Here is a 23,974-nt window from a genome sequence, read left to right on the forward strand (position 1 = left end):
TCAAATCCCTCGCATGCCGGTCGCGGCAGCGAAACGCGCCAGCGTCCAGCCGCTGCCGAGCAACAACATGCGCGTGTGCAGCGCGTCCATCACCTCGGGCGCCACCTCCGGCCCGAGGTAGGTCAGGGTCTTGTCCTGCAGGCGCACGCAGCCCAGCTCATGATCACGCGCCAGCGAACGCCACAGCGCGTGCGCACCCGGCGACTGGCGCGCGCCGGTCACCAGACACAGGCCCGCGCCCAGGCCCCAACGGTAGATGGCGCTCGCCAGGCCGCGCCGCTGGTAGGCCTCGCCGTAGCTGGAATGGGGGGCGCGCACCACGCGGTCGGCCGCGCGGTTGACTTCGATGAGGCGGTTGAACACCGTGTAGCCCGCCAGCCGTCGGTGCCGGACGTCTTCCACATACACATAGAACTCGCCATCGGCCTCGCGGTAGCGCACCACGAGGTCCGGATCGTTCAGCGGGATGGCGGGAATGCCATGCAGGCGATCACCGGGCTGGTGGATGCGGTCGTAGATTGAACCGAAGGCGTCCTCCATGGGCTGGCTGGGACGCTCCACGTCGATGCGCAGCTCCGTGCACCGGCGCCACCAAGCAGGTGGCGCGAACGACCAGGAAGGTGGAGGCGAAAGGGTGAGAACCATGGACGGAAAACTCCAGACGTGCAGGCACGGCCGCGCGCGAGCGCGGGCGTGGAACGGCCTTGGCGAAGAGGGCCGGGCGGCAGGTGCGTGGAGGGAGTGGACTCGGGCCGCGGGCTAGCCGCAGGCCTCGATGCGCCGGAGGCGTTGACCTGTCACGCTCAGGTCAACGCGAAACGAATGTGCGGCCAGAGGCCCACGGGCATGGCGACGCGGCCGACGAGGGCATCGGCGATGAAGAACGGGCGCGCGCGCACCCACGCCATCACCAAGGTGGCGCGGGCTTGTGTGAAGAGGCGCACCCGACATGAAGAAACAAACGCTCCGCTGGACGACTGATGGTTGTCAACGCGGGATGTTAGGGGCGCACCCATATCGCACGCGGGAGGTGCGGTATTGCGTTCAGGCGGTTTCTGCGGCCGCCGCGACAGGCGCATCAGGCACACCGACCAACAACTGGCTCAGGTGCGCCGGCACATCGTTGTCGAAGCTCATGAGCGCATCGCTGGGCTGCGCGGCGGCGGCGGCCTGCAGCAGGTCGCGCACGGCCGCTTGTTGCCCTGCGTCGGCCGGGTGGCCGAGCCGCGCCTCCACTGCGCAGAGCACCGCCTCCCGCAGCCGCTCAGAGCCGAGCACGTGCCAGGCGTAGTCGATCTCGTACCGGTCCACCGCGTTCTTCAGGCTTTCGCCATCCAGCCGGGCCTCTTCGGCCACATGCGCCAGCGTGCGGGTCACCAGGCCTTGGGTGAAGCGGCTCAACAGGTCGTCATCGCGCGCAGGCGCCGGGGTCACAACAGGCATCGGATCTCCAGAGGGGAATGGGGGGCTGGTTTCGCGCCGACCGCGTGGAAAGGCCGAGCCCGGAAATGGAAAAGCCCATCGCGAGGGATGGGCTTTGCGATATCTGATTGATTCTGTTGAATTTTTTCAGATCAGAGAGGCCTTGAGTGTAGCACCCTGGGCTCAGTCGTCCCGATCCCAGGCCTGCATCAGGTCGGGCGGGATCATGTGCGCCACTTCCGCGAAACGCCGGCCCCACATGCGATCCGCCTGCTTCAGCAGGATGGTGACAGGGCTGCTCGGTTCATGGCGTTCGACCCAATGCCGGATGTGACGCAGCAAGGCCCGGATCTGCTCGCGCTCCTGCACGATGTGCGCATGGGTCGCCCCTGCGGCGGGCAAGGCAAGCGATGCCGACCACCCGGCCTCACCAGGATCACCCAGCGGCGGTGACGCGCCGACGAGCGGGGCCGGGAGGCTCGGCCGCAGGCCATCCAATTCGACATCCTCGACCTGCAGCTTTTCGGCGCGCACGGGCACCTCGGCGAAGGCGGCCAGACAGCCCAGCAGGTGCATGAGTGGGCCAAGGTTGGGCGCATCGTCGCCGAGAGCGCCCTGGCTCCAATGGTCGATGCCCAGCACCGCATTGCCGCAAGCCAGCAAGGCCCGCAGGGCGCCGTCGCCCTTGACATGCAGATCCGCCAGCTGCCGCCTGACCCCTTCGGGCTCCGGAGCGTAAGGCGGGCGAGGCACGGCGAAGGCACGTTCCACATCGCGCACCGTCAAACGGAACGCGGTACCCCCGCTCACCACCACGTCGCGCACATCCCCCAGCAGGCCATCCGGGTCGCAGAGTGCCGCCAGGGCGTTGGCCCGCACGGCGGGATCGGGCACGCCATCCAGCACCACCTGCGGATGGACCTGTTCAGGGTAGGCCTGCAACACCGACTGCAAGGTGAGCAGGCCCTCCAGCAGACCCGCAGCGCCCGCCAGGCGGCAGCGCGCGCGCGTGAACCACACCAGAACAGCGATGTCCTTGCTGCGCACCAGCAGGCGGCGCGCATCGCGCTCGACCTCGGCCCAGTCGGGCGCCTCGGGCCGGGATGAAAAGCTCCCGTACTGCACCTCGCTCTGAGGCGCCAGGCGCGCCTGCAGCACGGCGTGATCCGCGTCGTACTCCAGGCTTTCGCCGCAGGGCGCGATCTCGCTCACGGGTGCAAGCAGTTCCGTGGACACGCCGGGTTTGACCGCCAGCGGGTCCGGGGAGATGCCCACCAGGGCGGCCAACAATTGTCTGAGAGGGTTCATGTGCAGCAGCTTTCGGGTTCGAACACCATGCCGGTCACGGGCCCGCGCGAGGTTCCCTCTCCCGCCATCCAGGTCGACCAGCCCAGTTGCGTGCCGTCACCCAGTCGCGACCGGGGCGCGGCGGTCCTGTCGATCAACAACTCCACGTCCCACACATACTCGAAACCGATGAAGGAGCGCACGATCTCGACCAGGGCCGGCAGGTCCCGCCCCGTGGCAGCGCCCTGCGGCGTGAGCCGCAGGTACCCGTCAAGATCCAGCGGGCCCATCACGAGGCGAAACCGGCTTTGCCGATCGGGAACCACCTCTCCGAGCATCGCCCCTTCACCCAGCACGCTCGAGAGCCTTGGCTGGCCCAGCACGCACCGGTCCTGCGGTTCTATCGGCATCCACTGCAGCATGTATTCGCGCAGTTGCACCACCACGCCGAAGAAGCGGGACAGAGTGCTGACCAGGCCGTCGGGGTTGCGCGCAGACCGCACCCGGTGCGCGCTGCTGGCCCAACGCGCGTGCGGCGCCAGGGCGCTGCCCTGCACTTCGGATGGCTCGTCGCCCGTCAAGCGCGCGATGTAGGCGCTGAAAGTCTCCTCTCCCGCACGGTCCAGGCCCGCGGCACTCTGGCTTTGCGACCAGGCGCGGTAGAGGTGCGTGAACGCGCGATGATGGAACAGATCGAGAAAATCGGCCAGCGCGCTGTCGCGCCGCGCTTCCACCCGTTCGCGGACCAGCTCGGTGCAGTGGATAGGCAAGGCCCCATTCGGCCCCAGCGTGCCCAGCCCGAACAGCTTGATGTGGGCGCGCAACAGCCAGGCACCACGGATGCGCTGATCACGCATTGTCAGACTGGCAAACACCCATGCGCGCTCAATGGCCAGTTCGACCATATGGCCAAAATCATTGACACCTGCGGCACCGGTGGGCAAATGGGCCAATGCCATCGCCAGATCCCTCTCAACCTGCGCGATATCCAGGCTGTAGTGCGTGGCCAAGCGATGAAAATCGCCATTGGGCGCCTGCCAGAGTTGGTGCAGCCAATGCACCACTTCTACATAGGGATTGCCTCTCAGCTTGGCCAAGACGGTGGCGGACTCGATGGCTCGAAACAGGTCGACATTGAGTTTGCCAAACAGTGTGCGGCGAGGAATGCTCAAGACACTCTCCCGCAATGACCGCCACCGTCGGCCATGAATTGCACATGGCCTATACAAGTCAGCAAATTCATGCCGATCGCCCTCCTGACTGTTGTTTTTCGTAGAGCTGCGAATGCTCGATTGCGAGCCACAACTTAACAACTGTCATTTCTGACAGGATTGACGCCGCAGTCATTTTTTGCATCAATCAATGCCTGCAGCTCGATCCCAAAAAATGTCAATTCATGACCAAAACATGCATTTCGTTTCGAATCGAATTGGAGAGACGTCGAACGAAGGCTGAAAATTTTTTTCAGAGTGTCTGGATGCCGCAACGATGCCTGCACTCAATGCGCGTGTGTTGAACACAGAACCTGCACCTGAAGCCCATCAAAAGCATCTCAGGCGATCGCTCGACGAGATTGGTGCGCGGTGTGCACTGAATCTGGAGCTTGGGTTTGAAGGGGGGGGGGTTGAGCAGCGCGCTTTCCGTCGGCTGTTCGATCGAATCGTGCGCGCTATCGGGGCAATTGCGCCCGGCACGGCCTTGCCACAGCAATGCCAAGGCGTGCTCTGCGCAGTTGATAAGGCAACAAGGCAGAAGTGCCTAATTCGAACCTAAAAGCAAAACGCCCCAGAACCCTGACGGGTGCTGAGGCGTTGAATCTTGGTGGCCTGGGGCGGAATCGAACCACCGACACGCGGATTTTCAATCCGCTGCTCTACCAACTGAGCTACCGGGCCTTTGGAAGAAGCGAGATTGTAGCAGCTTCCGGCACCTGGTTTTTCCGCCGCTGGGCGCTCAGAGCGCGTTGCGCTTGCTGCGCGCCAAGTCCACGCCGAGTTGCTTGAGCTTGCGGTACAAGTGGGTGCGCTCCAGGCCTGTCTTTTCGGCCACGCGGGTCATGGAGCCGGACTCTTTGGCGAGGTGGTACTCGAAGTAGGCCTTTTCGAAATCGTCCCGCGCTTCGCGCAGCGGGCCATCGAGGTTGAACGACTGCAGCGACTGCGGGCCCAGGTCCATCATTGCCGGCTCGGGCAAAGCGCTGCCACTGACGGTGGCCTCCACCGCGATGTCGGTCGATGACAGCACGCCCCCTCCCATGCGCAGGGCGGACACGACAGGGCCATTGGGCTTGGCGGGAGCTTTGTTGAGCCCCTGGTCCACCGCCTTGAGCAGCTTGGCCATGGTGATGGGCTTTTCGAGAAAAGCGGTGGCACCGATGCGCGTGGCCTCGACGGCGGTGTCGATGGTGGCGTGGCCGCTCATCATGATCACGGGCATGGAGAGCAGGCCACCGCTGGCCCACTCCTTGAGCAGGGTCACGCCGTCCGTGTCGGGCATCCAGATGTCGAGCAACACCAGGTCGGGGCGCAACTGGGCGCGCACAGCGCGGGCCTGTGCGGCGTTTTCAGCGAGTTCGACCGTATGGCCTTCGTCGTTGAGGATCTCCGAGAGCAGGTCTCGAATCCCCAGTTCATCGTCTACGACCAGAATAGTTGCCATGGCGCGGTGTGTGTCCCTCGGAACGTGTTGTCAATTTGCAACTGCGAATGATAACGACACTTGCGCGCCGATCACCTTGCCTTCGGTCATGCGGTTGCTCAGATCCACGCGGCCGCCGTGTTCATCCATGATTTTCTTGACCACCGCAAGGCCCAGGCCGGTGCCCTTGACTTTGGTGGTGACGTAAGGCTCGAACGCCCGCTTGAGAATGTGTTCGGCAAAACCCGGGCCTTCGTCGAGCACCGACAGGCGCACCCACTGGCCGGAGTCGGAGCGCCGGGTGCGCAGCAGCACCTGGGCGTCGGGCACGCCGGCCATGGCGTCCTGCGCGTTCTGCACCAGGTTGTGCAAGGTCTGCCTCACCTGCTGCGGGTCGGCCATGGCCTTGGGCAGGTCGTCGGCGAGTTCCAGGCGCACCGGCACGGCGGCGTTGTCGTACAGCACGACGATGTCGCGCACCAGGGCGTTGAGGTCGACCGGCATGAGTTGCGCGGCGGGCAGGCGCGCGTAGTCGCGGAATTCGTTGACCAGGCGCTTCATCGCATCGACCTGGTCGACGATGGTTTTCACCGACTTGTTGAGAATGGCCTGTTCTGGCGGCTGTACCTTGCCGTCGAGTTTCATGGCCAGCCGCTCGGCCGAGAGCTGGATGGGCGTGAGCGGGTTCTTGATTTCGTGCGCGAGGCGGCGCGCGACCTCGCCCCAGGCCTTGGCGCGCTGGGCGGACACCATTTCCGAAACGTCGTCGAACACCAGCAGGCGTTCGTTGTTGGGCAACAGGGCGCCGCGCGCGATGAGGGTGATGCCTTCGTCGAAGGGTGTGGTGCCGTCCGCGCTGAGCTCGAAGGACTGCTGCCAGTAGCCGCCTTCGTGTTGCGCCTGGTCGGACAGGAAGCGCTCGAATTGCTGCAGCACGCCGCCGCCAAAGGTCTCCAGTCCCGGCACCTCGGCCAATGGCCGGCCCATGTGCACGGCCAGCGGCGTGTGCAGGATGCGCGCCGCGCCGGGGTTGACGCTGCGCACACGGCCCTCCTCGTCGAGCACGACGACACCGGCGGTGAGGTTGTCCAGGATCGTCTGCAGGTTGTCGCGCGCAGCGTCCACCTGCTCCATGCTTTGCTGCACAGCAGCGCGCGCGTCCGAGAGGTCTTGCGTCATGTGCGCGAAGGTGCGCGTGAGGCTCGCGAGCTCGTCGCGCGAGGTCAGCGCGGTCTTGGGCGCGAGGTTGCCGGCGGCCACTTCGCGCATGCCCTCGGCGAGCACGAGCAGCGGGCGCACCAGCTGGTTGCCCAGCAGCACGGCCAGCAGCACGGCGCCGAACACGGCGAGGAACAGCGCCAGCGTGAGCGTGCCGATGTACATGCGGCGCAGGCCTTCTCGGGTGAGCGCGCGCTCCTGGTACTCGCGGTTGGCGACCTGCACGGCCAGCGCGTCCGTCACCAGCGCACCGGGCAGCGGTGCCACCACCTGCAGGTAACGCGGCTCGGCGTTGAAACCGAAGTTGGGTGGGCTCACCAGGGCCAGCACTTTGATGCGCGGTTGGCTCGCCGCGATCAGGGCCTCGATCTCGCCGCTGCCGTCCTCCTCCAGGCCTTCGATCTGGGCCACGACGCGGGCGTTGCGGGCGCTGCGCAGCTGGGCTGGCGTGGGGCGCTCGGGGTTGATGTCGAAACGCGAGCTGCCCGAGCTGCCCAGGGCCTGGCCGTTGGCGCTCCAGAGCACAAGGTCGGTCACGCCGAGCTGTTCGCGCACGCGCTCCAGCGCCAGCACGGCCGACGGGTTGGGCACGCGCGAGAGGCCCTCGGCGGCCACGCGGGTCTTGCTGCTGAGGTCGGCGGTCAAGGTGTCGAGCGTGGTGCGCCCGAGATTGAGGCCGGCGACCAGCGCGGATTCCACGCGCACGTCGAACCAGCTCTCGATGGAGCGCGAGACGAACTGGTAGGACACGGTGTAGATCAGCAAACCCGGCAGGATGCCGACCAGGCCGATGATGGCGGCGAGCTTGATCAGCAGCCGGCTGCCGAACTTGCCGCGTTTCAGGCGCAGGGTCAGGCGCAGGGCCAGCCACAGGATGACGAGCAGCAGGAAGGCCGCCACCGCCACGTTGATGCCGACCAGCCAGTTGAAGTTCTGCTCGTAGAACGCGCGGTTGTTGGTGGCCAGGGTGAGCAGGAACAGCAGCACCATGCCCACGCCGGTCATGAACACCAGCCCGGCGCCGATGGCCCAGCGCACAGCGGCGGGCTTGGTCTTGGGGGCGGTGGTGTGGACCGGGGTCACGATGGGGTCCTGGCCGCGCGGGCCGTGCACGCTGGGCATGGCCGCTAGCGCGTGGGCTCGCGCACGCTGGGTTCGCCGGTGAGCTCGACGGCGTGCACGCCGCCGGCCGTGTGGTCCGGGGCCTTGTCGGCCTCCGCCCGCCCGGGCACCGGCAGGGTCTGGCGGACTTCCACGGTCCATTCGGGCTGGTTGGCCATGCCGATCTGGAACGGCCGGGGCAGCAAGGTCAGATCCAGCCGGAACGAGAACTCGACCTCATGCTCGGCATCGGGTTCGAGCCGTGCCGCGTCGGCCAGCTTCCAGCGGGCCACGCGGCCCACGCCGGCCAGCGCCTCGTTGAGGGAGTCGAAGTTCTGGTGCAGGGCGTACTGCAGGCCGGCCCCGCCGGAGGCGGCGGCGGTCTCGTTGGACAGGCTCACGCGCCAGCGCCGTGTGAGCGGCTGGTACGCCAGGCGCAGCGTGCGCGTGGCACTCGCCACGCGTTTGTCGGTCCAGTACCAGCGGGCACGGTAAACGTCGGCGTGCCACACGAAATAGAGGGGAACAGCCTTGTACAGGGCGTCTTCGACCACCGGCGCGGGCTGGAGCTCCATGCGGGCCGAGAGGAACAGCGCTTCGGGGGTGCGCTGCAGGCCGAGTTGCTCCACCAGCGGGGCCTGGGCGTGCACGGGCCAGAACGCCAGCAGCGACAGCGCCAGCCCCAGCACAAACCCACGCCATCGGTTCATGGCGCGGGCCCGGCGGGTGGCGATGGGCGGTCGGTCAAGGCAGGGCCTTGTCGATGCGGGCATAGAAGAAACCGTCGTATCCACCCGGAGGATTGTCGTTGAACTCCCCCGACGGGGCGGCCGAACCGGGCAGCAAATGCCCCGGCGAAGGCCGATGAAGCGCGTCGGTGTGGCGCACAAGGAACGACTTGACCTGCCCGTCGCCTTCGGCGCGGAACACCGAGCAGGTGGCGTAGACCAGCCGGCCGCCGGGTTTGAGCAGCGGCCAGAGGGCTTCGAGCAGGCCGCGCTGCGTGGCCACCAGCGCATCCACGTCGCTGGCGCGGCGCAGCCAGCGCACGTCCGGATGGCGCCGCACGATGCCCGAGGCGGTGCAGGGCGCGTCGAGCAGGATGGCGTCGAACGGCTGGCCGTCCCACCAGGCGGCGGGTTGTGCGGCATCGGCGCTGCGCACCGTGGCCCGCAGGCCCAGGCGCTGCAAGGTGTCTTCGATGCGCTCGCAGCGGCGCGGGTCCACGTCGAGCGCGAGCAGGTTCAGGTCGGCGCGTTCGAGCAAATGGGCGGTCTTGCCGCCGGGGGCGGCGCAGGCGTCGAGCACGCGGTCGGCGGCGGTCCAGGCCCGGCCTTCGAGCAACTGGTCGGCCGCCATCTGGGCAGCGGCGTCCTGCACCGAACAATGGCCCTGGGCAAAACCAGGCAGGCGCTCGACCGGCTGCGGGGCGTCCAGCACCAGGCCATCGCTGCCCGTGGGGGTGGCGGTGAGGCCGATGGCTTCCAGGGCCTGCTGGTAGGCGGTGCGCTCCACGCGGCGGCGGTTCACGCGCAACGCCATGGGGCCGGGCTGGTTGTTGGCCTCCAGGATGGCGCGCCAGTGCTCGGGGTGGTCGCGCTGCAGGCGCTCGATCCACCACAGCGGGTGGTTCCAGCGCGCGACCGGGTCGGCCGCCACGTGCGCCAGCAGCGCCTCGCGCTCGCGCAGGAAGCGGCGCAGGCAGGCGTTGACGAACGCCGCCTGGCGCTCGGTGCGGCGGTCCTGGCGGGCGGCCTCCACCGCCTGGTTCACCACCGTGTGCGCCGGGTAGCGCGGTGCGTGTCCGTCGGTCGCGTCCAGCAGCAAGGCCACTGCGCTGCACATCAAGGCCTGCACGGGCGGCGCCGGCTTGCGTTGCACCAGTTGGCTCACCAGGGCGCGCACCGTTCCCAGGTGGCGCAAGACGTGGAAAGTGAGCGCCTGCACGCCAGGTCGCAGTGCGAGCACCAGCTCGGGCAGCACCTCGCTCAGCGAACGCCCCTGCTCGACCGCGAGCACACAGCCCGCGGTGTGGCGCAACTGGGTGGCCAGGGTCGGACCCTGGGGGCTGGGAGCGATGGAGGTCGGGGAGGCCGGAGCGGTCAAGGCGGGTTCCGTGGCAAGCGCAGACAAAGCGAAGACCGCGAGTGTCACACAGCGCGGGACGGGGTGGCGGGTTCGTCCTCTCTCAGCAGGGGCAGCGGGCCCATGTCGCGGCCGTAGATGCGGCGGATGCGTCGGGCCAGCGGCGGGTGCGAGTCAAGCCAGTGCTCGGCCTTGCCCCCCGCGTTCGCCACCAGCAGCATGTGCTGCACCATCGAGCCCACCTGGCGCGGCACCACGCCTTCGCGCTGCTGGCTCAGCACCTTGCGCAGCACGCCACCCAGGCCGTCGCGGCTGCGCGTCCATTGCACGGCGCGCGCGTCGGCCAGGTACTCGCGCTGGCGCGAGACGGCGGCCTGCAACGCGTGGCCGGCGAGCCAGCCCAGCCAGCCTGCGGCCATGATGGCGAGACCGATCAGGGCCGTGATCCAGCGGCGGTCCCGGCTGTCGGGCTCGGCCAGGTCCTGGCCCATGCGAAACAGCATCTCCAGCCCGAACACCATGCCGACCAGCCGCATGTTCAGGCGCGTATCGCCTTCACCGATGTGGCTGAACTCGTGCGCCACCAGGCCCTGCAGTTCGTCTCGGGTCAGGTGGTCGAGCGCGCCCTGGGTCACGGCCACCACCGCGTCGTTCTCGTCCCAGCCGGCCGCGAAGGCGTTGATGCCCTGGTCGCGCGCCAGCACCATGGCCTGTGGCCGCTTCAGACCCGATGAAATCGCCATTTCGTCGACGATGTTGCAGAAGCGCTGCTCATCAAGATCGCCCGAGGGCTGCGCGGGCCGCGCCCCCATCTGCTCGGCCAGGCGCGCCCCGCCGCCATCGGCCAGGCGGGAGGTCTCCACCCACCAGCCCCCCAGGACGAAGAGCAGCGTGACCCCGGTGTTGACCGAGAAGAAATAGCGGGGGAAGCGCAGCTCGCCGGGCATCCAGAACCCCCAGCTCAGGCCCCAGGCCAGGGCCAGCGCGGCGTTGACCGCCACCAGCAGCAACAGCACGGTGAGGCCGAACGCGAACAGCAGGCGCCGGGTCTCGCCCCGGGCGTCGCGCTGGAATTCGAAGAAGCGCATTACAGCTGGATGCGCAAGGTCTCGCGTTCGGCTTCGTTCGTGGTGGACGCCAGCATGGCCAAGGGCTGGAAGCCGAACAGCCGCGCGATGAGCAGCGTGGGGAATTGGGCGGCGGCGTCGTTGAATTCGAGCACGTGGTCGTTGTAGGCCTGGCGCGCGAAGCCGACGCGGTTCTCGGTGCTGGTGAGCTCCTCGCTGAGTTCGCGCATGTTCTGGTCGGCCTTGAGATCGGGGTAGTCCTCGACCACCGCGAACAGCTTGCCCAGTGCGCCGCCCAGGGCCTGTTCGGCCCCGGCCAGGGCACCGAGTGCACCGGCGTTGAGCGGGCTGCCGGCTGCCGTCTGCTCGGCCGTGCGCGCCTGGTTGCGCGCTGCGATCACCGCCTCCAGCGTCTGGGCTTCGTGGGCCAGGTAGCGGCGCGCCACCTCCACCAGGTTGGGGATCAGGTCGTAGCGGCGCTTGAGCTGCACGTCGATCTGGCCAAACGCGTTGGCGATCGCGTTTTTCAGGCGCACCAGCCGGTTGTAGGCGCCCACGGCCCAGAAGAACACCACCAGGCCCACGGCCAGGAAAACCCACAGCGAGACGGACATGTTCGGAACTCCTTGTTGTTGGTGTGACCCCCTGCCCTGCGGCAGGCGCGGCCAATATACCCTGCAGGGCACCGCCGGTGCTGGCGCGCGCACCATGAAAAAAGCCCCCGGTCGGATGACCGGGGGCTTCTCAAGAACGAGTGGCGCTGTGCGCCACGAGGGCAGGCCCTCTTATTCCGCTTCGTTGGTGCTCGATGCGTCGGCTTGATCGGCCTGGTCGGCGGCCAGCGAGATCGCGTCGGCTTCGGCGATGGCACGGCGTTCTTCGTCGTCCATCTTCTCCTTGACCTTGCGCGCCTCGTGGTAGGCCATGCCGGTACCGGCCGGGATCAGGCGACCCACGATCACGTTTTCCTTCAGGCCACGCAGCTCGTCGCGCTTGCCCATGATGGCCGCTTCGGTCAGCACGCGCGTGGTTTCCTGGAAGGAAGCCGCCGAGATGAACGAGTCGGTGGACAGCGAGGCCTTCGTGATACCCAGCAGGATGTTGCTGTAGGTCGCCGGGATCTTGCCATCGGCGCGCAGGGCGTCGTTGGTGTTGAGGATCTCCGAACGCTCCACCTGCTCCCCTGCGATGTAGCTCGAATCGCCCACGGACTCGACCACGACACGGCGCAGCATCTGGCGAACGATCACCTCGATGTGCTTGTCGTTGATCTTCACGCCCTGCAGGCGGTAGACGTCCTGCACTTCGTCGACGATGTAGCGGGCCAGCTCTTCCATACCCAGCAGGCGCAGGATGTCTTGCGGATCGGCCGGGCCGTCCACCACGCTCTCGCCCTTGTTGACCACCTGGCCTTCGTGCACCAGGATGTTCTTCTCTTTGGGGATGAGGTCGTCCCACACCTTGCCTTCGGGATCGGTGATCTGCAGGCGAACCTTGCCCTTGGTCTCCTTGCCGAACGACACGGTGCCGGTCATCTCGGCCAGCATGCCCTTGTCCTTCGGGCTGCGGGCTTCGAACAGCTCGGCCACCCGCGGCAGACCGCCGGTGATGTCTCGCGTCTTCTGGCCTTCGACCGGGATGCGCGCCAGCACTTCGCCGGGGCCCACATCCTGACCATCGCGCACCTGGATCAGCGAACCGATCTGGAAGCCGATGGTCACCGAGTGGTCGGTGCCGGGGATCTTCACCTCGTTGCCCGAGCCGTCGATCAGCTTGACCTGCGGACGGACCACCTTGGCCACGCCGCGGCGCTTCGGATCGATCACCACCAGGGTGGACAGGCCGGTGACATCGTCCACCTGCTTGGCCACGGTGAGGCCTTCCTCGACGTTCTCGAACTTCACCTGACCGGCGAATTCCGTGATGATCGGGCGCGTCAGCGGATCCCAGTTGGCCAGGATCGCACCGGCCTTGATGGTCTGGTCGGCCTTGACCGACAGGATCGCACCGTACGGCACCTTGTGGCGCTCGCGCTCACGGCCGTGTTCGTCGTGGATGACGATCTCACCCGAACGTGCGATCACGACCAGCTCACCCTTGGTGTTGGTCACGTAGCGCATGGTGGCGTTGAAGCCGATCACGCCGCTGGACTTGGCTTCCACGCTGGAGGCCACCGCCGCGCGCGACGCCGCACCACCGATGTGGAAGGTGCGCATGGTCAGCTGCGTGCCGGGTTCACCGATCGACTGCGCGGCAATCACGCCGACCGCTTCGCCGATGTTGACCAGGCCACCGCGACCCAGGTCGCGGCCGTAGCACTTGGCGCAGATGCCGAAGCGGGTTTCGCAGGTCAGTGCGGTGCGCACCTTCACTTCGTCCACCGCAGCGGCTTCGAGCACGTCGAGCAGGTCTTCGTCGAGCATCTCGCCGGCGGGCACCAGCATCTGGCGCGTTTCCGGGTGGATCACTTCCTCGGCCGTGGTGCGGCCCAGGATTCGGTCGCGCAGCGACTCGATCACTTCACCACCCTCGACGATGGCGCGCATCAGCGTGCCATTGGACGTGCCGCAGTCCTGCTGGTTGACCACCAGATCCTGCGTCACATCCACCAGACGGCGGGTGAGGTAACCGGAGTTGGCCGTCTTCAGCGCCGTGTCGGCCAGACCCTTTCGGGCACCGTGGGTGGAGATGAAGTACTGCAACACGTTGAGGCCTTCACGGAAGTTCGCCGTGATGGGGGTCTCAATGATCGAGCCGTCAGGCTTGGCCATCAGGCCGCGCATGCCGGCCAGCTGGCGGATCTGCGCCGCGGAACCGCGGGCGCCCGAGTCGGCCATCATGTAGATGGAGTTGAACGACTCCTGGTCCACTTCCTTGCCGCTGCGGTCGGTGGTCTTCTGCTTGGCCAGCTGGGCCATCATGACCTTGGAGATCTCGTCACCGGCCTTGCCCCAGATGTCCACCACCTTGTTGTAGCGCTCGCCGGCGGTCACCAGACCGGAGGCGTACTGCTGGGCGATTTCCTTCACCTCGTTTTCGGCGCGGTCGATGATGGCCGGCTTCTCCTTGGGCACCAGCATGTCGTCCACGGCGATCGAGATGCCGGCGCGTGTGGCCAGACGGAAACCGTTCTGGAGCAGCTTGTCGGCGAACACGACGGTTTCCTTCAGACCGCACTTGCGGAACGAGGTGTTGATCAGGCGCGAGATTTCCTTCTTCTTCAGCGCCTTGTTCAGCACCTCGAAGGGCAGGCCACGTGGCAGGATCTCGGACAGCAGTGCACGACCCACCGTGGTGTCCACCAGCGAGGTGGAGGCCACGAACTCGCCACTGGCCTTGTCCAGCGTGTGCTGGGTCAGGCGCACGGCAATCTTCGAGGTGATCTCGACCACACCGTTGTCCAGCGCGCGCTGCAGCTCGGCCAGGTCGGCGAAGTACATGCCTTCACCCTTGGCGTTGATGCGCTCGCGGGTGGCGTAGTACAGACCCAGCACCACGTCCTGCGACGGCACGATGGAGGGTTCGCCGTTGGCCGGGAACAGGATGTTGTTCGAGGCCAGCATCAGCGTGCGGGCTTCGAGCTGGGCTTCCACGGACAGCGGCACGTGAACGGCCATCTGGTCACCGTCGAAGTCGGCGTTGAAGGCCGCACAGACCAGCGGGTGCAGCTGGATCGCCTTGCCCTCGATCAGGATCGGCTCGAACGCCTGGATGCCCAGGCGGTGCAGCGTCGGTGCGCGGTTGAGCATCACCGGGTGTTCCTTGATCACCTCTTCCAGGATGTCCCACACCACCGGCGTGCCGGCTTCCACTTCCTTCTTCGCGGCCTTGATGGTGGTCGCGATGCCCATGGCTTCCAGGCGCGAGAAGATGAAAGGCTTGAACAGCTCGAGCGCCATCAGCTTGGGCAAGCCGCACTGGTGCAGCTTGAGCGTGGGGCCGACCACGATGACCGAACGGCCCGAGTAGTCGACGCGCTTGCCCAGCAAGTTCTGGCGGAAACGGCCGCTCTTGCCCTTGATCATGTCGGCCAGCGACTTGAGCGCGCGCTTGTTGGCGCCCGTCATGGCCTTGCCACGGCGGCCGTTGTCCAGCAGCGAATCGACGGCTTCCTGCAGCATGCGCTTCTCGTTGCGCGCGATGATCTCGGGCGCCTTGAGTTCGAGCAGGCGGCGCAGGCGGCTGTTGCGGTTGATGACGCGGCGGTACAGGTCGTTCAGGTCGGAGGTCGCGAAGCGGCCGCCGTCAAGCGGCACCAGCGGACGCAGGTCCGGCGGCAGCACGGGCAGCACGTCGAGCACCATCCACTCGGGCTTGATGCCGGACTTCTTGAAGGCTTCGAGCACCTTCAGGCGCTTGGCGTTCTTCTTGATCTTGAGTTCGGAACCGGTCAGGTCGTTGCGCAGCTTCTCGATCTCGATGTCGAGGTCGATCGCCTGCAGCAGTTCCTTGATGCCTTCGGCGCCCATCTTGGCGATGAATTCGTCGCCGAACTCCTTGCGCTTGGCGTCGTAGTCGTCCTCGCTCATGATCGCGAACTTCTTCAGCGGGGTCATACCCGGATCGACGATCACATACGCTTCGAAGTACAGCACGCGTTCGATGTCGCGCAGCGTCATGTCCAGGATCAGGCCCAGGCGCGACGGCAGCGACTTCAGGAACCAGATGTGGGCGCAGGGCGCGGCCAGGTCGATGTGACCCATGCGCTCGCGGCGCACCTTGGTCTGCGTGACTTCAACGCCGCACTTCTCGCAGATGACACCGCGGTGCTTGAGGCGCTTGTACTTGCCGCAAAGGCATTCGTAGTCCTTGATGGGGCCGAAGATCTTGGCGCAGAACAGGCCGTCGCGCTCGGGCTTGAACGTGCGGTAGTTGATGGTCTCGGGCTTCTTGACTTCACCGAAGGACCACGAGCGGATTTTTTCCGGCGAAGCCAGGCCGATGCGGATCGCATCGAAGTGCTCGTCGGGTGTGAACTGCTTGAACAGGTCGAGCAAAGATTTCATGGGTTGCTTTCCTTAAGTTCGGTGAATCAGGAACGTTCCAGCTCGATGTCGATACCGAGCGAGCGGATTTCCTTGACCAGCACGTTGAACGACTCGGGCATGCCCGCATCGATCGTGTGCTCGCCCTTGACGATGGATTCGTACACCTTGGTGCGGCCTTGCACGTCGTCGGACTTGACGGTGAGCATTTCCTGCAGGATGTACGAAGCGCCGTAGGCTTCCAGCGCCCACACTTCCATTTCGCCGAAGCGCTGGCCGCCGAACTGCGCCTTGCCGCCCAGCGGCTGCTGGGTCACGAGCGAGTACGGGCCGGTGGAACGGGCGTGCATCTTGTCGTCGACCAGGTGGTGCAGCTTCAGGAAGTGCATGTAGCCCACGGTGGTCTTGCGCTCGAAGGCGTCACCCGTGCGGCCGTCGTACAGCTGCGCCTGGGTGCGGGTCTCGGTCAGGCCCTTGAGTTGGGCGATGTCGTCCGGGTAGGCCAGCTTCAACATCGCGCGGATCTCGTCTTCCGAGGCACCGTCGAACACCGGGGTGGCGAACGGCACGCCGGTCTGCAGGTTCTCGGCCATCTCGATCACCTCGGCGTCGCTCAGCGCGGCCAGGGTTTCCTTCTTGCCGGCCGAGTTGTAGACGGTCTCGAGGAACTTGCGCAGCTCGGCCACCTTGGCCTCGGCTTGCAGCATGTCGCCGATGCGCTGGCCCAGGCCCTTGGCGGCCCAGCCCAGGTGGACCTCGAGCACCTGACCCACGTTCATGCGCGAAGGCACGCCCAGCGGGTTGAGCACGATGTCGGCGGGGGTGCCGTCGGCCATGTGCGGCATGTCTTCAACGGGCACGATCTTGGAGACCACGCCCTTGTTGCCGTGGCGGCCGGCCATCTTGTCACCCGGCTGCAGGCGGCGCTTGACGGCCAGGTAGACCTTGACCATCTTGAGCACGCCAGCAGGCAGCTCGTCGCCCTGCGTGAGCTTCTTGCGCTTCTCTTCGAACGCGAGGTCGAAGCTGTGGCGCGTCTGCTCCATCGAGTTCTTGATGGACTCGAGCTGGGCGGCCACGGTCTCGTCGGCTGGGCGGATGTCGAACCAGTGGTACTTCTCGACGTCGTCCAGGTAGGCCTTGTCGATGGTCGTGCCCTTGGACAGCTTCTTCGGGCCACCGTTGGCGATCTTGCCGGTCAGCAGCTTCTCGATCCGATCGAAGGCGTCGGCTTCCACGATGCGCAGCTGGTCGTTGAGGTCCAGGCGGAAGCGCTTGAGTTCGTCGTCGATGATCTGCTGGGCGCGCTTGTCGCGCGTGATGCCTTCGCGGGTGAACACCTGCACGTCGATCACGGTGCCCTGCGAGCCCTGGTCCACGCGCAGCGAGGTGTCCTTCACGTCGGAGGCCTTCTCACCGAAGATCGCGCGCAGCAGTTTCTCTTCGGGCGTCAGCGTGGTCTCGCCCTTGGGCGTGACCTTGCCCACCAGCACGTCGCCGGGCAGCACTTCGGCGCCCACGTAGATGATGCCGGAGTCGTCCAGGCGGTTGAGCTGCTGCTCGGCCAGGTTGGGGATGTCGCGGGTGATTTCTTCCGCGCCCAGCTTGGTGTCGCGCGCCATCACCACCAGTTCCTCGATGTGGATCGAGGTGTAGCGGTCGTCGGCGACCACGCGTTCGGAGATCAGGATCGAGTCTTCGAAGTTGTAGCCGTTCCAGGGCATGAACGCGATCAGCATGTTCTGCCCGATCGAAATCTCACCCAGGTCGGTCGAAGCGCCGTCGGCGATCACGTCACCCGAGGCCAGCTTGTCGCCCTTCTTGACGATGGGGCGCTGGTGGATGTTGGTGTTCTGGTTGGAGCGCTGGTACTTGATGAGGTTGTAGATGTCCACACCCACTTCACCGGCCACGGCTTCGGCGTCGTTCACGCGGATCACGATGCGGGTCGCGTCCACGTAGTCGACCACACCACCGCGCTTGGCGGTGACGACGGTGCCGGAGTCGATCGCGGCCACGCGCTCGATGCCGGTGCCCACCAGGGGCTTCTCGGGGCGCAGCACGGGCACGGCCTGGCGCGACATGTTGGCGCCCATCAGCGCGCGGTTCGCATCGTCGTGCTCGAGGAACGGCACCAGCGAAGCGGCCACGGAGACGATCTGCGCGGGCGACACGTCCATGTACTGGATGGTGTCGGCCGGCGTCAGGATCGATTCACCCTTTTCACGCGCGGAGATCAGGTCACCGGTCAGGCGGCCTTCGGCGTCGAGCGCGGCGTTGGCCTGGGCGATGACGTACTTGCCTTCCTCGATGGCCGACAGGTAGTCGATCTGGTTCGTCACCTTGCCATCGATCACGCGGCGGTACGGCGTTTCGATGAAGCCGTACTCGTTCAGGCGCGCGTACAGGGCCAGCGAGTTGATCAGGCCGATGTTCGGGCCTTCCGGCGTTTCGATCGGGCAGACGCGGCCGTAGTGGGTCACGTGCACGTCGCGCACCTCGAAGCCGGCGCGTTCGCGGGTCAGACCGCCCGGGCCCAGGGCCGAGACGCGGCGCTTGTGCGTGATCTCGGCGAGCGGGTTGGTCTGGTCCATGAACTGCGACAGCTGCGACGCACCGAAGAACTCCTTGAGCGCCGCGGAAATCGGCTTGGAGTTGATCAGGTCGTGCGGCATCAGCGGCTCTTGCTCGGCCTGGCCGAGGCGTTCCTTCACAGCCTTCTCGATGCGGGCCAGGCCGGTGCGGTACTGGTTCTCGGCCAGTTCGCCCACGCAGCGCACACGGCGGTTGCCCAGGTGATCGATGTCATCGACTTCGCCACGGCCGTTGCGCAGGTCCACCAGGATCTTGACCACGGCCAGGATATCGTCGTTGGACAGCACCATGGGGCCGGTGGATTCGTCGCGGCCCACGCGGGCGTTGAACTTCATGCGGCCCACGCGCGACAGGTCGTACGTGTCCGGGTTGTAGAACAGGCGGTGGAACAGGGCCTGCACAGCGTCTTCGGTCGGCGGCTCGCCGGGGCGCATCATGCGGTAGATGGCAACGCGCGCGGCGAACTCGTCGGCGGTTTCGTCGATGCGCAGGGTCTGCGAGATGTAGGCGCCCTGGTCGAGTTCGTTGGTGTACAGGCACTGCAGGTCCTGCACGCCGGCGGTGCGCAGCTTCTTCAGCAGCGCTTCGGTCAGCTCTTCGTTGGCCTTGGCGATGATCTCGCCAGTGTCGGTGTCCACGATGTTGCGCGCCACGACGCGGCCGATCATGAAATCTTCCGGCACGCTGATGTGCGTGGTGCCCGACTGCTCGAGTTCGCGGGTGTGGCGCACGGTGATGCGCTTGTCCTTGGCGACCACGACCTTGCCGCTCTTGTCGGTGATGTCGAAACGCGCCACTTCACCGCGCAGGCGCTCGGGCACGAAGGCCATCTGCGCGCCGCTGTCCATCAGGCGGAAGTGGTCGTTGACAAAGAAGTTGGCCAGGATGGCTTCCGGCGTCAGGCCGATGGCCTTGAGCAGGATGGTGACCGGCATCTTGCGGCGACGGTCGACGCGGAAGAACAGTACGTCCTTCGGGTCGAATTCGAAGTCGAGCCAGGAGCCGCGGTACGGAATGATGCGAGCGGAGAACAACAGCTTGCCCGAGCTGTGCGTCTTGCCCTTGTCGTGCTCGAAGAACACACCCGGCGAACGGTGCAACTGAGACACGATCACGCGCTCGGTGCCGTTGATGATGAAGGAGCCCTTCTCGGTCATCAGGGGCACTTCGCCCATGTAGACCTCTTGCTCCTTCACTTCCTTGATCACCTTGGATTGCGCGGTCGAGGACTCGCGGTCATAGATGATCAGCTGGACGCGAGCGCGCACGGCGGACGCGAAGGTCAGGCCGCGGGTCTGGCATTCGCGCACGTCGAACGCGGGCTTGGCCAGGTTGTACTCGACGAACTTCATCTCCACGAAACCGTTGTGGGAGACGATGGGGAAAGCGGCTTCGAACGCGGCCTGCAGACCTTCGTTGGTGCGTTTTTTCGGTGCGCTGTCGGCTTGCAGGAACGCGGTGTACGCGTCCTTCTGCATTTGCAGGAGGTAAGGAATCGCGAGGACGTTTTCGCGGGTACCAAAGCTCTTGCGGATGCGCTTGCGTTCGGTGTATGAGTATTTCGATGCTGAGGCCATGAGATCTCCGGGCTTGAGGTCTGCGGCGACTGTCTTGCCTACCAGGGACGGATTCCTGGTGGCTTTCTTGGTGGCTGGCCTCTACCAACCATTGGCGGACGGCCTGTGCATTGCACACAGGCCCGAACCAAGTCGTTTTCTGCAGTCGGGGTCAGAAAACACTGCTAAGAAGACTCGAAAAATCTGCTTAGCGGTGTTTCAACAAAACACTCAAAAGCCGTTTCGTGAGGCAGGCTTTTGGGTGTGCTCTGAAAGCACCAAAGGCTGGAGGCCCTTGTCGAGCACTCCAGCCCCTGAAACCGGGCGAATTACTTCAGCTCGGCCTTGGCGCCGGCTTCCACCAGCTTCTTGACAGCGGCTTCGGCGTCGGCCTTGGCGATCGCTTCCTTGACGTTCTTCGGTGCGCCGTCGACCAGGTCCTTGGCTTCCTTGAGGCCCAGGCCGGTGATTTCGCGCACAGCCTTGATGACGGAGACCTTGTTCGCGCCGGCTTCGACCAGCACGACGTTGAATTCGGTCTTCTCTTCAGCGGCTGCGGCAGCACCACCACCAGCACCGCCAGCAGCAGGAGCGGCCATGGCGGCAGCGCTCACACCAAACTTCTCTTCGATGGCTTTCACCAGCTCGTTGAGTTCCATGACCGTCATGCTGTCCAGCGCGGTCAAAAATGCGTCTTTATCGAATGCCATTTTGATTTCCTAACAATTGGTTTGAATGAAAGTGCCGCGCCACTCAGGCAGCAGCCGCTTCTTCGGCTGCCGGTGCGGCAGCGCCTTCGCCTTTTTTGGCCGCCAGCGCGCCCAGCACCACGGCCGTGCGCGAAATGGGCGACATCAGCAAGCCACACAGCTGCGCCAACAGAACTTCCTTCGAAGGAATGCTGGCAAGCGTCTTCACGCCGTTGACGTCCAGGGCCTTGCCTCCGTACACACCGCCGCGGATCACCAGCTTGTCGTTGGTTTTCGCGAAATCGGCCACCACCTTCGCGGCGGCCACAGCGTCTTCAGAGAAGCCATAGATCAGCGGGCCAGTCATCTGGTCAGCGGCCACTTCAAACGGGCTGCCAGCCACCGCACGGCGGGCCAGGGTGTTCTTCAACACACTCAGGCTCACACCATTGCTGCGGGCTGTCACGCGCAGTTTGTCCATGTTCGCGACCGTGATGCCACGGTATTCCGCCATCACGAGCGTTTGAGCTTTTGCGGCGAGGCTGGTCACTTCGGAAATGACCGCTTCTTTCTCACTGCGATTCAGACTCAAGGTCTACTCCTTAAATGTGCCCTCGGTCCTTCAAGACCTGGGGCACGCCTCATTGCAGCGATTCAACTGTTTCGGAACGGATTCCATCTGCAGCGGGATCGCCATCTGCGTTGGCTTGTCACAATTAAGCCGGCTTGCACCAGCACCAACGGTCTTGGATGGCCCCCGGGTCGGCTTTCGCCAGCCCGGGGCCCACCACACCCAGGCCCCGAAGGGCCCGAATTTCTTGCGATTACGCCGAGATGGACTGGGTGTCCACGCGGACGCCCACACCCATCGTCGACGACACCGCCACCTTGCGCAGGTACACACCCTTGCTGGTGGCGGGCTTGGCCTTGGTCAGCGCGTCGAGCAGTGCCACCAGGTTGCCCTGGAGCTTGTCGGCGTCGAACGAGCGGCGGCCGATCGTGCCGTGCACGATGCCGGCCTTGTCGACGCGGAACTGCACCTGGCCCGCCTTGGCGTTGCGCACGGCTTGTGCCACATCGGGCGTCACGGTGCCGACCTTGGGGTTGGGCATCAGGCCGCGCGGGCCCAGCACCTGACCCAGGGTACCGACGATGCGCATGGCGTCCGGCGAGGCGATGACCACGTCGAAGTTCATGTTGCCGGCCTTGATGTCGGCAGCGAGGTCGTCCATGCCGACGATGTCGGCACCGGCGGCCTTGGCTTCTTCAGCCTTGGCGCCTTGGGCGAACACGGCCACGCGCTTGGTCTTGCCGGTGCCGTTGGGCATCACGACGGCGCCACGCACCACCTGGTCCGACTTCTTGGCGTCCACGCCGAGCTGGATCGCCACGTCGATGGACTCATCGAACTTGGCGTTCGCGCATTCCTTGATGATCGCCAGGGCGTCGGTCAGGCTGTACAGCTTGTTGCTGTCGACCTTGCCTTCGAAGGCTTTCTGTTTTTTGGTCAGCTTGGCCATTTACACGCCCTCCACAATCACGCCCATCGAGCGGGCCGAACCGGCGATGGTGCGCACAGCGGCGTCCACATCGGCTGCGGTCATGTCCTTCATCTTGGTCTTGGCGATCTCTTCGAGCTGGGCCCGGGTGATCTTGCCGACCTTGTTCTTGTTGGGCACCGAGGAGCCCTTGTCGAGCTTGATGGCCTTCTTGATCAGGGTCGTCGCGGGCGGCGTCTTGATGATGAAGGTGAAGCTCTTGTCCGCGAAAGCCGTGATCACCACGGGCAGCGGCAGCCCGGGCTCGACGCCCTGGGTCTGGGCGTTGAACGCCTTGCAGAACTCCATGATGTTCAGGCCGCGCTGACCCAGCGCCGGACCGATCGGGGGGGAGGGGTTGGCCTTACCAGCTGGCACTTGCAGCTTGATGAAGCCGACGATTTTTTTCGCCATTTTTTAGCTCCTGCGAGTGCAGACGGTTGCCATCGAGACAACCTCCTCGCGGTTGGGGACCCGGGAAAGAAACAATGGCACAGGCGTCGGGCCGACCCGCCTGTGCCACGAAAAACTCAGGTCTTCTCGACCTGGCTGAATTCCAGCTCCACCGGCGTGGCGCGACCGAAGATGGTCACCGACACGCGCATCTTGTTTTTCTCGTAGTTGACTTCTTCGACGGTGCCGTTGAAGTCGGTGAACGGGCCTTCCTTGACGCGCACGTACTCGCCGACCACGAACTCGACCTTGTGGCGCGGCTTGTCGGTGCCTTCCTGCATCTGGTTGACGATCTTCTGAACGTCTTCCTCGGAAATCGGCGCCGGGCGGTTCTTCGCGCCACCCACGAAACCGGTCACCTTGTTGGTGTGCTTCACCAGGTGCCAGGTGTCGTCGTCCATCACCATTTCCACCAGCACGTAGCCGGGGAAGAACTTGCGCTCGGTGGTGCGCTTCTGGCCGTTCTTCATCTCCACCACTTCTTCGGTAGGGACCAGGATGCGGCCAAACTTGTCTTGCATGCCGGCGCGGTTGATGCGCTCGACGATGTTGCGCTCGGCCGCTTTTTCCATGCCGGAGTAGGCATGGACCACGTACCAGCGCATGCCTTCAGCGGCCACGGGACTGTGTTGTTCGGTCATCATTTCCTCCAGCCCAGGATCAGGTCGTAAAACAGCCATTCGACGGTCTTGTCGGTCAGCCACAGGAACAGGGCCATCACGAACACGAACGCGAACACATAGGCCGTCATCTGGATGGCCTCCTTGCGCGCCGGCCAGACCACCTTCTTGACCTCGCGCCAGGCGTCACGGCCGAAGGCGATCAGCTGCTTGCCCGACTCGGACACCGCAAACACCACCACAGCCGCGCCCAGCAGCACGATCAGCGCACCCCATTGCGCCAGCGCTCCGCGCGAGGACAGCAGGTAGAACGCCACGAACGAGCCCAGCAACAGCGCGATCGCCGCCGCCAGCTTGGCCTTGTCGGCGCCGGTGTGGACGGTTTGAACTTCGGAAGTGGCCATGAGGATCCAGACAATTCGTATCAAAAGGCGCGCCCAAAACCCGAAAGCTTGAGACACGCAAGCCCACCAGAGGTCTTCACGACTTCGGTGGGCTTGTTAACCACTCAACAGGGTGGATTCAGGTTCCTGGCTTCAGGTTCCGGCGACATCCTGTCGGGTGGCAGGGGCAGTAGGAATCGAACCTACAACCTTCGGTTTTGGAGACCGACGCTCTGCCAATTGAGCTATACCCCTACTGGCTTCTGCCCCACAAAGGGCTTTTCTTAAGCAATGATTTTTGCGACGACGCCGGCGCCGACGGTGCGGCCGCCTTCGCG

Annotated in this window: 18 protein-coding genes and 2 tRNA genes; all 20 read right to left on the reverse strand. The window is 65.3% G+C overall.

Annotated features, from left to right (window positions below; all coding sequences use genetic code 11):
- The 20 genes from ACODTB_RS22105 to ACODTB_RS22200 all read right to left on the reverse strand — a co-directional run bounded on the left by ACODTB_RS22105 (nt 1) and on the right by ACODTB_RS22200 (nt 23,891).
- Complete coding sequence (locus ACODTB_RS22105) at nt 1-645, reverse strand: N-acetyltransferase (RefSeq protein WP_291117685.1); 645 nt, start codon at nt 643-645, stop codon at nt 1-3.
- 399 nt (nt 646-1,044) lie between these two features.
- Complete coding sequence (locus ACODTB_RS22110) at nt 1,045-1,443, reverse strand: hypothetical protein (protein WP_291117688.1); 399 nt, start codon at nt 1,441-1,443, stop codon at nt 1,045-1,047.
- A gap of 162 nt (nt 1,444-1,605) precedes the next feature.
- Nucleotides 1,606-2,730, reverse strand: a complete 1,125-nt coding sequence (locus ACODTB_RS22115) for a type VI secretion system protein TssA (RefSeq protein WP_291117691.1) — start codon at nt 2,728-2,730, stop codon at nt 1,606-1,608.
- A complete protein-coding gene (gene tssG / locus ACODTB_RS22120) occupies nt 2,727-3,881 on the reverse strand; it encodes a type VI secretion system baseplate subunit TssG (protein WP_488929729.1) in 1,155 nt (384 codons plus the stop codon). Before tssG ends, ACODTB_RS22115 begins: the two co-directional genes overlap by 4 nt.
- A 647-nt stretch (nt 3,882-4,528) precedes the next feature.
- Nucleotides 4,529-4,604: transfer RNA gene (locus ACODTB_RS22125), tRNA-Phe, on the reverse strand.
- Nucleotides 4,605-4,662: 58 nt separating this feature from the next.
- Nucleotides 4,663-5,367 carry a response regulator gene (locus ACODTB_RS22130; protein ID WP_291121758.1) on the reverse strand — a complete coding sequence of 235 codons (705 nt, stop codon included), beginning with the start codon at nt 5,365-5,367 and terminating at the stop codon, nt 4,663-4,665.
- A gap of 30 nt (nt 5,368-5,397) precedes the next feature.
- Nucleotides 5,398-7,686 (reverse strand): ATP-binding protein, encoded by a 2,289-nt coding sequence (locus tag ACODTB_RS22135; RefSeq protein WP_488929730.1) that lies wholly within the window; start codon nt 7,684-7,686, stop codon nt 5,398-5,400.
- 5 nt (nt 7,687-7,691) lie between these two features.
- Entirely contained in the window at nt 7,692-8,375 is a 684-nt protein-coding gene (locus ACODTB_RS22140; RefSeq protein ID WP_488929731.1) for a DUF4390 domain-containing protein, read from the reverse strand.
- Between the two features lie 34 nt (nt 8,376-8,409).
- On the reverse strand, nt 8,410-9,771 hold the full coding sequence (rsmB, locus tag ACODTB_RS22145) for a 16S rRNA (cytosine(967)-C(5))-methyltransferase RsmB (protein ID WP_488929732.1): 1,362 nt from the start codon (nt 9,769-9,771) through the stop codon (nt 8,410-8,412).
- Nucleotides 9,772-9,815: 44 nt separating this feature from the next.
- Nucleotides 9,816-10,838 carry a M48 family metalloprotease gene (locus tag ACODTB_RS22150; protein WP_291121841.1) on the reverse strand — a complete coding sequence of 341 codons (1,023 nt, stop codon included), beginning with the start codon at nt 10,836-10,838 and terminating at the stop codon, nt 9,816-9,818.
- Nucleotides 10,838-11,431 carry a LemA family protein gene (locus tag ACODTB_RS22155; RefSeq protein ID WP_291121842.1) on the reverse strand — a complete coding sequence of 198 codons (594 nt, stop codon included), beginning with the start codon at nt 11,429-11,431 and terminating at the stop codon, nt 10,838-10,840. Before ACODTB_RS22155 ends, ACODTB_RS22150 begins: the two co-directional genes overlap by 1 nt.
- 171 nt (nt 11,432-11,602) lie before the next feature.
- The gene (gene rpoC / locus ACODTB_RS22160) at nt 11,603-15,823 is read right to left on the reverse strand and encodes a DNA-directed RNA polymerase subunit beta' (RefSeq protein WP_291121843.1); all 4,221 of its coding nucleotides are present in this window, start codon (nt 15,821-15,823) and stop codon (nt 11,603-11,605) included.
- Nucleotides 15,824-15,849: 26 nt separating this feature from the next.
- Nucleotides 15,850-19,974, reverse strand: a complete 4,125-nt coding sequence (rpoB, locus tag ACODTB_RS22165) for a DNA-directed RNA polymerase subunit beta (RefSeq protein WP_291121844.1) — start codon at nt 19,972-19,974, stop codon at nt 15,850-15,852.
- Nucleotides 19,975-20,282: 308 nt separating this feature from the next.
- Nucleotides 20,283-20,663: a 50S ribosomal protein L7/L12 gene (gene rplL / locus ACODTB_RS22170; protein WP_291121845.1), complete on the reverse strand. Its 381-nt coding sequence runs from the start codon at nt 20,661-20,663 to the stop codon at nt 20,283-20,285.
- Nucleotides 20,664-20,706: 43 nt separating this feature from the next.
- Entirely contained in the window at nt 20,707-21,234 is a 528-nt protein-coding gene (rplJ, locus tag ACODTB_RS22175; protein ID WP_291121846.1) for a 50S ribosomal protein L10, read from the reverse strand.
- A gap of 232 nt (nt 21,235-21,466) precedes the next feature.
- Nucleotides 21,467-22,162 (reverse strand): 50S ribosomal protein L1, encoded by a 696-nt coding sequence (rplA, locus tag ACODTB_RS22180; protein WP_291121847.1) that lies wholly within the window; start codon nt 22,160-22,162, stop codon nt 21,467-21,469.
- Nucleotides 22,163-22,594, reverse strand: coding sequence for a 50S ribosomal protein L11 (rplK, locus tag ACODTB_RS22185; protein ID WP_137922451.1), 432 nt, complete (start codon nt 22,592-22,594; stop codon nt 22,163-22,165). It abuts the gene before it with no gap.
- A 116-nt stretch (nt 22,595-22,710) separates the two neighbouring features.
- Nucleotides 22,711-23,277 (reverse strand): transcription termination/antitermination protein NusG, encoded by a 567-nt coding sequence (nusG, locus tag ACODTB_RS22190; protein ID WP_291121848.1) that lies wholly within the window; start codon nt 23,275-23,277, stop codon nt 22,711-22,713.
- Nucleotides 23,274-23,657, reverse strand: a complete 384-nt coding sequence (secE, locus tag ACODTB_RS22195) for a preprotein translocase subunit SecE (RefSeq protein ID WP_291121849.1) — start codon at nt 23,655-23,657, stop codon at nt 23,274-23,276. Before secE ends, nusG begins: the two co-directional genes overlap by 4 nt.
- Nucleotides 23,658-23,815: 158 nt before the next feature.
- A tRNA-Trp gene (locus ACODTB_RS22200) sits at nt 23,816-23,891 on the reverse strand.
- Nucleotides 23,892-23,974: the final 83 nt, after the last annotated feature.

It is taken from the genome of Hydrogenophaga sp. FG152 (assembly GCF_057809615.1).

Coding starts and splice junctions, on each gene's coding strand:
- ACODTB_RS22105 (WP_291117685.1), bottom strand. CDS start 645: ATGGTTCTCACCCTTTCGCCTCCACCTTCCTGGTCGTTCGCGCCACCT.
- nusG (WP_291121848.1), bottom strand. CDS start 23,277: ATGATGACCGAACAACACAGTCCCGTGGCCGCTGAAGGCATGCGCTGG.
- rplA (WP_291121847.1), bottom strand. CDS start 22,162: ATGGCCAAGCTGACCAAAAAACAGAAAGCCTTCGAAGGCAAGGTCGAC.
- secE (WP_291121849.1), bottom strand. CDS start 23,657: ATGGCCACTTCCGAAGTTCAAACCGTCCACACCGGCGCCGACAAGGCC.
- rpoB (WP_291121844.1), bottom strand. CDS start 19,974: ATGGCCTCAGCATCGAAATACTCATACACCGAACGCAAGCGCATCCGC.
- rpoC (WP_291121843.1), bottom strand. CDS start 15,823: ATGAAATCTTTGCTCGACCTGTTCAAGCAGTTCACACCCGACGAGCAC.
- ACODTB_RS22135 (WP_488929730.1), bottom strand. CDS start 7,686: ATGCCCAGCGTGCACGGCCCGCGCGGCCAGGACCCCATCGTGACCCCG.
- ACODTB_RS22110 (WP_291117688.1), bottom strand. CDS start 1,443: ATGCCTGTTGTGACCCCGGCGCCTGCGCGCGATGACGACCTGTTGAGC.
- rplK (WP_137922451.1), bottom strand. CDS start 22,594: ATGGCGAAAAAAATCGTCGGCTTCATCAAGCTGCAAGTGCCAGCTGGT.
- rplL (WP_291121845.1), bottom strand. CDS start 20,663: ATGGCATTCGATAAAGACGCATTTTTGACCGCGCTGGACAGCATGACG.
- ACODTB_RS22115 (WP_291117691.1), bottom strand. CDS start 2,730: ATGAACCCTCTCAGACAATTGTTGGCCGCCCTGGTGGGCATCTCCCCG.
- ACODTB_RS22130 (WP_291121758.1), bottom strand. CDS start 5,367: ATGGCAACTATTCTGGTCGTAGACGATGAACTGGGGATTCGAGACCTG.
- ACODTB_RS22140 (WP_488929731.1), bottom strand. CDS start 8,375: ATGAACCGATGGCGTGGGTTTGTGCTGGGGCTGGCGCTGTCGCTGCTG.
- ACODTB_RS22155 (WP_291121842.1), bottom strand. CDS start 11,431: ATGTCCGTCTCGCTGTGGGTTTTCCTGGCCGTGGGCCTGGTGGTGTTC.
- ACODTB_RS22150 (WP_291121841.1), bottom strand. CDS start 10,838: ATGCGCTTCTTCGAATTCCAGCGCGACGCCCGGGGCGAGACCCGGCGC.